This window comes from Streptomonospora sediminis (genome assembly GCF_054778995.1).
Genome location: NZ_BAAGYZ010000125.1, coordinates 19,461 through 27,442, shown reverse-complemented (window position 1 = coordinate 27,442; position 7,982 = coordinate 19,461). Strand labels below are relative to the sequence as shown.

Genomic DNA, 7,982 nt, shown 5'->3' with positions numbered 1-7,982 from the left:
TCAACCGCTGTGCGGGGCGTGTCGGCTGTTACCAACGTCCCGGGACATCACACCTAGGCCGTAGCGGCTGCGGGGCACAGCGGGCGCAGTGGGCTTGGCGGCCGGGCCGCGCCGCCCGCCGTTTACCCGGCCGACCAGTGGCGACTCCCGACCCACCGGTGCGGTTCAACCCCGCGGACCGCGTTTCCGCACATTGGGCACGGGTAGCATCTCCGCAACCATGAAGTCAGACCCGTCGTGCCCCCGCTGCGGACACGCGGTCGACCCACCGGGACTGTGGTCGAGCGCGTGGCAGTGCGGCGCGCACGGGCCCATCGCCCCGCTCAACCCCGTACGCGCCCCGTCAGCGGCCGCGTTGGAGGTTCTGCTCGCCGCCACCCGGGTCCCGGTGTGGCTGCCCTGGCCGCTGCCCGCCGGGTGGGTGGTCACCGGCTTCGCCGACGCCGGCGACACCCGCAGCGGTGCCCTGGCCGCCGCTGTCGCACTGTCCGGGCCGGCGCCGCTCGGCGGCGTCGGCGAAATGGCGCTCGTTGCCGAAGACCCCGGAATCGGCCTGGGCGCCCGGCTGGCCGGGCTCGACGGCCCCGACCCCGGCAGCGGGTTCGGATCCGGCCCGCCCGAGGCCAAGCTCCGCTACGACGGCCACGACATCGCGCTGTGGAGCGTCGATACCGGCGACCGGTGCGCGGCCTACGCCGGCGAGGCCCTCGCCGACTGGCTGTGGATCGTCTTCAGCCCTCCTGACACCGCAGTGGTCACCGCCGAACTCACCGACCTGCGCGACCTCCGCGACCGCCACGACGGCGGAGCCGCACTCGAACCGCCCTTCGGAGCCCCGTCGCCGTTCCTGGCCGCGGCGCTCAAGCCCGTTTCCTAGCAGGCCGCTGCCCGGCAGGCCCGCCCGCCCCGGCCGACCGGACCCGTACCCGCCGGCGCGGGCGACACGGACGGGTCCGTGGAATCATCGACGGATGCGCATCGACCTGCACTCCCACAGCTCCGTCTCCGACGGCACCGAATCCCCCGCCGAGGTCGTCGGTCGCGCCGCTGCGGCCGGCCTGGACGTGCTCGCCCTGACCGACCACGACACGGTCGCCGGAATCCCAGAGGCGGCCGCGGCCATGCCCGCCGGATTCACCCTCGTACCGGGCATGGAACTCTCGTGCCTGCACGAGGGAGCCAGCGTGCACCTGCTCGCCTACCTCTTCGACCCCGAGCACCCCGAACTCGCCGCGGAGCTGCGGCGTATCCGCGACGACCGCACGGTCCGCGCCCGCACTATGGTCGAGCGGCTGCAGGCGGCGGGCGTGGAGATCTCCTGGGAACGGGTGTGCGCGATCGCGGGTGCCAGCGCGGATACCGGAACGGCCGCGGGCGCCCAGCCCGCGGCCGGTGTCATCGGGCGCCCGCACATCGCCCAGGCGATCACCGAGGCGGGTGCCGCCGCCGACGTGCCCGACGCCTTCGACCGGTGGGTCGGCACCGGCCGCCCCGGCTACGCCGCCCGCTATGCGCTCGACGCGCTGCGCGCCGTGGAACTGGTGCGGGCAGCGGGCGGAGTGTGCGTCGTCGCCCATCCCGCCCGCGGCGAGGCGACCCCGGACGGCGCGGTCCCGATGGAGCTGATCGAGGAGCTGGCGACAGCAGGGCTCGGCGGCATCGAGGCCGACCACCCGGGCCACGCTGAGGACGAGGCCGCCTTCTGGCGCGGTGCGGCCAAACGCCTGGACCTGGTGGTGACCGGATCCAGCGACGACCACGGGGACCTGACCGGCCACCGCCTCGGTTGCCGGACGACCGCCCCCGAGGAGTACGCTCGCCTGATCGAACCGGCGACCGGAACCGCACCGGTCGCCGCCGAATAGGGTGCATCCTGTGGCGCTTGCTGCGATGCTCAGCGGCTTATCGGAGCCTTAGCCGCCGAATGGGATACTGCCCAGTCGCGTAGGCCGGGTACCCGCGGGGCCCGCGAGTCGGCGACAATGCCTCCAGGCCGCCAGGCCTCCAGCAGGTCCCGTAATCAGCAGAGTTCGGACGCACATCGAAGGGTCGGCACCGTGTTCTGGAAGCGGAAGGGCAAGAAGAAGGACGGCGACGAGGCCGGCGGTTCCGGCACGGCGTCAGCGGTGACGACCAAGAGCACCGACGCCGAGGACACCGCAGCGGGCAGCACCTCCGCCGATCCGGACGCGGCCCAGGACGACACTGCGGCCGAGACCGCGGCGCAGGAGCAGACCGGCGGTACCGCGACCGCTGCGGGCACCGGCGACGGCGCCCCCTCTGCTGACGGGGCGGACGGGTCCGGCGAAGCGGAACCGGCGGAGGCGGCCGGCTCCGAGGCCGCGGACTCCCGGACCGAGGACGCAGCAGCCGCGGACACCGACACCGCGGACACGGCAGCCGAGGACGCCAAGGACTCCAAGGATGCCGAGGACTCCGCGGACGGTGCCGAAACCGGCGCCGACGGCGCTGCGGCCGGGGCGGACGGCGACGAGGACGAGGACGAGGACGGCGACGAGTCCGATGCCGAGGACACCTCCGCGGTCTCCGCCGCGGGCAAGAAGCGTTCTCCCACGGCCGCCGAGGACCCTGAGATCCCCGGGGCCACCGAGCCCGACGAAGAGGGAGTCCAGCGGGTCCGCACCGTCGGCGTGCTCAAGGCAGAGGACGACGAGGTCGACGTCGTCAGCAACACTTGGATCGTCGACGCCGATGACGAAGGCGTCATCGTGGTCGACCCCGCGCACGACGCCGAAGCCATCATGGCGGCCGTCGGCGACCGCGAGGTTTACCTCGTGGCCTGCACCAACGGCTACAACACGCATATCGCCGCCGCCATCGAGGTGGCCGAGCGCGACGAGGCCCCCATCGCCCTGCACCGCCGCGAACTCCGCCCCTGGCGCCGCCTGCACGGCGCCGAGCACCGCCCCGACCTGGAGGTCGAAGGCGGCGGCTCGCTGAAAGCGGGCGACGTCGAGGTCGACATCCTTGCGATCCCGGGCACGTCCACCGGCAGCGTCGCCTACTACATCTCCGAGAAGGGCATCGTCTTCACCGGCGACTCGCTGCGCGCGGGCGAGGTCGGCACCGTGGCCGGCGGTTACATCAACTACACCCAGCAACTGCACTCCATCGGCGAGATGATCCTGACCCTGCCGCCGGACACCCGCGTCCTCCCCGACAGCGGCCCCGAGACCACCGTCGAGGAGGAGTCGGCCAACTTCGACTCCTGGGTCTAGCCGGACGAGCGACCGCGGGCCGGCCGCGCCGGTCGGCTGAGGCCTGGTGACCGGCCGGGCGGCGGGTTGTCCACAGGGCGGCTGGTTCGGGTGGCGCGGCCGGGGCCGAGTCGGCTTGACTTGAAATAAGGGGTCCCCCGGGACCCCGGGCATGGTCGTGCCCTGGTCCTTCGGCCGCGTCGGCACTGGCCGTGCGCTGCCGGGGCGACGGGTCGGTGGCGACCATGCAGAAATGCCCATTCCAGCTTTGAATTCCCGGCATTTCTGCATGGTCATCAGTGGGCGGGGCGGCCGGCGCTCGATCAGTGTGTCGATGTCGGCGCGCCGGTAGCGGCGGTGGCCGCTCAGGCACGGCGGTGGGCCCGGCCCGATCGCGGTGTCAGGGGGTGGGCCGGGTTCATCCCTCACCGCCGAGCTGCCGGGCAGGGACTGCTGCCCGCCTGCAAAGAAGCCCACAACGCCTCTCACCGCCAGGTCCGTGCCCGCGTGGAACACGTCTTCGCCCGCATGAAGAGCTGGAAGATCCTGCGCGACTGCCGCCTCAAGGGAGATGGCGTCCACCAGGCCGTGCTCGGCATCGCCCGCCTGCACAACCTCGCCCTCTCCGGGTGGACGTCCCCAGCCGCCCACCCGCTTCAACGCCGCTCACGTCGGAGACCATTTATGGGAAACCTTTAGAGCGCCGGGCAATATGAGACCAGCCTCAGCGCATCTACGGAACTCGATGGAGAGGGATGAAATGACGATTTGCGATGAAGTGGGAAAAATCCTCTATCTGGTTGACCGCAAAGACACCGTCGAGCATCTCATCGACTGGCCTGCGGTTGAAGAATCGCTGGGGTATGCCTTGCCGTCTGACTATAAGCAGTTGTGCCAGCTCCTGGGGCCGGGGAAATTCAAGGACTTCTTGTGGTTGCTGCATCCGAACAAGTCGGAGGGACCGGACCTGGTCAGCGTAGAAAAGTCCACGTACATGAGGGAGATTGTGGACATGCTCGTCGAGGAGGAGCGAAAGGACACAGAGAACGCAAACGCGGGACAGTTGCCGGTCATCCCGATAGGGGTGGACGGAAAGGCGATTGATCCTCCTCTTGATGATGAGGAGGAGTGGCAACCCTCCTTCGTTGCCGGACAGCTTCATCCTTGTTTCGAAACCGACAACGGAGATATCGGGTTCTGGATTGCCCATTCCGAGGATCCCGATGAGTGGACCATTGGGTTCAATGCAAGTCGCGATATGCATGTACGTCTCACGGCTCAGTCACTGAGTCAATACCTGCGATCCTTCCTGGAGGCGGAGGACGAGGGAGACTTCGACGAGGAGGGATGCGATGACGTACCTCTCTTCTCTCCCGCTTCCTCTCCTGAGCCCGCATCGTAGGACTTGGCGGACCCTCCGGCGCCAGGAACCCTGGGGAAGCCTCACGCCAGAGATCATTTACGGGACAGCCTTTAGGCAGTCCTTCAGCGGTACGGTGTCGCTTAACGCACTTAACGGGAGCCGAGATGCCATCTGCTGACGGCCTGCGGTTGCCATCCAAGAGTCGGGATTGAGCTATGCGGCTCTGGCACGCCGGATTCAGACCGTCGCCGGAGAGAACGGCGACGACGTGCAGCTTCGGCGTCGCGGTGCGCGATATGAAGAACCGGGAACGTGGACACCTCGCGCGGCCGTCTGAAGAATGGGCGTCATCACTGGCGGCTGTACGGTCGGGCGGACTGTAGCCCGCCACTCGCCACCCCTTCTGCGACCCCCTTCAGCCTGCGGGCCGCGGGGGTTTCGTCGTGTCAGGGAGCGTATCCATGACCTGCGGCCCGGGGTGGCCATCGCCGGCCCGCCGTCGAACTACACCCCGCCGCGCTCCTTGGTCTCGATCTGGTTCCAGAACGCCGTGAGCGCCTCGGCCGTGGTTTCGGGGGCTTCGACGTTGGGGGAGTGGGCGGCGCCCGGGATTACGACCCGTTGGGCGCCGAGGCGCTCGGCCATAGCCGATTGGGCCTCGGGCGGCCAGGCATCGTCGTTCTCGCCGTAGAGCACCAGCATGGGCAGCGCCGACCGGGCGAGTTCGGGAGTGCGGTCGGTGGCGGTGAGCAGCTCCTCGGCCATGTGGACCAGCGCGTCGGGATGGTTGGCGAGCATGCGCTCGCGCAGGAACTCGTAGATCTCGGGGGAGACCCCGCTGTTGCGGGTCTGGGTCTCCAGGTGCTCGGCCCAGATCTGGGCCAGGCGTTCGCGCGTGCGCGTGCGGCCTATGGCCGACACCAGGCGCCGGGCGTTGTCGGCGCGGGCGCCGCCGATGGCGGAGGGGCCCGAACTCATCATGGCGAAGGACAGCAGCGGCACGGCCGCCGAGATGGCGGTCTCGCGGGTGACCAGTCCGCCGAAGGAGTGGCCGAGCAGGTGCACCGGCCCGTCGTCGAGGGTTAACGCGATCTCGCCCACGACCCGGCCCAAGCCGGCGTGGGTGTAGTCGGCGGGGTCGACCAGGCCGGGGGACTGGTACTGCCCCGGCATGTCGATGGCGGTCACCGCGCGTCCGGCCGCCGCAAGGGTCTGCAGCAGGCCGATGAAATCCTCTTTGCTGCCTGTGTAGCCGGGAACGAGCAGCGCAGGCTGCCGTTCGCAACCGCCCGCGGCCGGTGTGGCCTGCAGCGCCGCGACGCCGCCCAAGGGTGTGCGGATGGTGGCGCGCCGTACACCGGGCGGAAGGCTCAGGAAACGAGGAGTACTCACGTCGGATCACTATATGCGCCGTTACCGACCGTTGACGTGCGTGCTTCAGCGGGTGCGGATGCGGCCCGCGGGCGGCCGTGCGGGCGCTCGGCGGGCGGATGCCGACGGGGGACAAGCGCGGGGCCGCGGGGTGCGGCCCGAGGCGGGCCGTTTCCCATCCGCGGGGCCTCCGGCTCCGGCGCGCACCGGCCGCAGCGCCGGCGCTGCGGTGGTGCGGGGGCCTGGGCGAGCCGCGGTTGTGCGGCCCACGCAGTGGCCCGGTCGGCGGTTCCGCCGACCCGGGCGCGGTCGCGGCCCTGCTGCGCGGTCGCGACCGACACGGTTGCCGCTGCTCGGACCGCGGGATCAGTCCTGGTCGTTCTTGGGCTGGTCGACACCGCTGCGGGTGCGCCGGCGGCGCCGCCTGCGGGGTGCCGGGGCCGCGCCCGCGGATTCGCTCTGCTGCGGAGATTCGGCCGCGTCGCTGTTGGCGGTGCCGGTTCCGGCACCGGCAGTGGCCCCGGCGGTGGTGCTGGAGGCGCCGGTGTCGGAGCTTCCGGTGCGGCGGGTGCGCTTGCGGTTGCGGTTGCGTCCGCCGGTGCTGCGCTCGCCGGTCTCGCTGCGGCCGCCGCTATCGCCGCCGCGTCCGCTGCGGCCGTTCTTGGTGCCGCTGTCGGACCGGCCCCCCTTGCCGCCGCGCTGTTCGCCGCGGTGCGGGCCGGTGTCGCCGATGTCCTCGACCTCCTCGGCCTCCAGACCGGCGCGTTCGCGGCGGTCGGCGGTGAGGCGGCCCTTGGTGCCGGCCGGGATCCCGATCTCCTCGAAGAAGTGCGGGGAGGTGGAGTAGGTCTCGGCCGGGTCGGTGTGGTCAAGGCCGAGCGCGCCGTTGATGAGCTTCCAGCGCGCGACCTCCTGCCAGCTGATGAAGGTCACCGCGGTGCCGTGGCGTCCGGCGCGGCCGGTGCGGCCGATCCGGTGGGTGTAGGTTTTCTCGTCCTCGGGGCACTCGTAGTTGACCACGTGGGTGACGTCGTCGACGTCGAGTCCGCGCGCAGCGACGTCGGTGGCCACCAGCACGTCGATCTTGCCGGAGCGGAAGGCCCGCAGAGCGCGTTCGCGCTGGCTCTGGCCGAGGTCGCCGTGTACCGCGGCCGCGGCGAACCCGCGGTCCTTGAGTTCGGCGGCGACCTTGTCGCAGGCGCGTTTGGTCTGGCAGAACACCATGGTCAGCCCGCGGCCCTCGGCCTGCAGCAGCCGCGCGAGCATCTCGGGCTTGTCCATGGGGTGGGTGCGGAACACGTGCTGGACGATGTCCATGATGCGGGTCTGGCCCGGATCGTCGTCGTCGCCGGCGCGCACGTGGGTGGGTTGGCGCAGGTAGTTGCGCGACAGGGAGACGATTTCGCTCGGCATGGTGGCCGAGAACAGCATCACCTGGCGCTGGTCGTCGGGGATCTTGGTCAGGATCCGCTTGATGTCGGGCAGGAAACCGAGGTCGAGCATTTTGTCGGCCTCGTCCAGGACCACCGTTGAGACGTCCTGCAGGTTCAGGTGGTTCTGGTTCTCCAGGTCGAGCAGCCGGCCGGGGGTGCCCACGACGATGTCGACACCGTTCTTGAGGGCGTCGATCTGCGGCTCGTAGGCCCGGCCGCCGTAGACGGTCAGGATCCGGGCGCCGGTGCGCTTGCCGGCCGTGGTGAGGTCGGCGGCGACCTGGATGGCGAGTTCGCGGGCCGGTACGACCACCAGGGCCCGCGGCCGCTTGCTCGTGCCCGGTGCCGCCTGCGCGTTCTGCAGCAGAGGCAGCCCGAAGGCAAAGGTCTTACCGGTACCGGTGCGGGCCTGGCCGATGATGTCGGAGCCCGCGAGGGCGATCGGGAGGGCGAGGTTCTGGATCGGGAAGGGATCGACGATCCCTTCGGCTTCGAGAGCGTCCGCGATCTCGGTGCTCACACCGAGTCCGCGGAACGTCTGCCGTTCTTCGTTGGTGCCTGTGCTTGTCAGGGCTCATGCCTCCATCTAGGCGGGCC

6 protein-coding genes and 1 pseudogene are annotated in these 7,982 nt (G+C 70.6%); 5 read left to right on the top strand and 2 right to left on the bottom strand.

Features of this window, described 5'->3' with window-relative positions; translation table 11 throughout:
* Window positions 1-220 precede the first annotated feature (220 nt).
* From ACYVD5_RS24625 to ACYVD5_RS24605, 5 genes and pseudogenes are all read left to right on the top strand, one after another.
* A complete protein-coding gene (locus tag ACYVD5_RS24625; protein ID WP_461003520.1) occupies window positions 221-877 on the top strand; it encodes a DUF6758 family protein in 657 nt (218 codons plus the stop codon).
* Between the two features lie 94 nt (window positions 878-971).
* Window positions 972-1,865, top strand: coding sequence for a PHP domain-containing protein (locus ACYVD5_RS24620; protein ID WP_461003519.1), 894 nt, complete (start codon window positions 972-974; stop codon window positions 1,863-1,865).
* Window positions 1,866-2,057: 192 nt separating this feature from the next.
* The gene (locus ACYVD5_RS24615; RefSeq protein WP_461003518.1) at window positions 2,058-3,239 is read left to right on the top strand and encodes an MBL fold metallo-hydrolase; all 1,182 of its coding nucleotides are present in this window, start codon (window positions 2,058-2,060) and stop codon (window positions 3,237-3,239) included.
* Between the two features lie 393 nt (window positions 3,240-3,632).
* Window positions 3,633-3,848, top strand: a pseudogene (locus tag ACYVD5_RS24610) (transposase); the annotation flags it as partial.
* Window positions 3,849-3,963: 115 nt separating this feature from the next.
* Window positions 3,964-4,620 carry a hypothetical protein gene (locus tag ACYVD5_RS24605; protein WP_461003517.1) on the top strand — a complete coding sequence of 219 codons (657 nt, stop codon included), beginning with the start codon at window positions 3,964-3,966 and terminating at the stop codon, window positions 4,618-4,620.
* 465 nt (window positions 4,621-5,085) lie between these two features.
* Here ACYVD5_RS24605 and ACYVD5_RS24600 read toward each other — a convergent pair whose 3' ends face one another.
* Both ACYVD5_RS24600 and ACYVD5_RS24595 read right to left on the bottom strand, forming a co-directional pair.
* A complete protein-coding gene (locus ACYVD5_RS24600; RefSeq protein ID WP_461003516.1) occupies window positions 5,086-5,973 on the bottom strand; it encodes an alpha/beta fold hydrolase in 888 nt (295 codons plus the stop codon).
* A 345-nt stretch (window positions 5,974-6,318) separates the two neighbouring features.
* A complete protein-coding gene (locus tag ACYVD5_RS24595) occupies window positions 6,319-7,905 on the bottom strand; it encodes a DEAD/DEAH box helicase (protein ID WP_461003515.1) in 1,587 nt (528 codons plus the stop codon).
* Between the last annotated feature and the right edge of the window lie 77 nt (window positions 7,906-7,982).

Coding starts and splice junctions, on each gene's coding strand:
- ACYVD5_RS24605 (WP_461003517.1), top strand. CDS start 3,964: ATGGAGAGGGATGAAATGACGATTTGCGATGAAGTGGGAAAAATCCTC.
- ACYVD5_RS24625 (WP_461003520.1), top strand. CDS start 221: ATGAAGTCAGACCCGTCGTGCCCCCGCTGCGGACACGCGGTCGACCCA.
- ACYVD5_RS24620 (WP_461003519.1), top strand. CDS start 972: ATGCGCATCGACCTGCACTCCCACAGCTCCGTCTCCGACGGCACCGAA.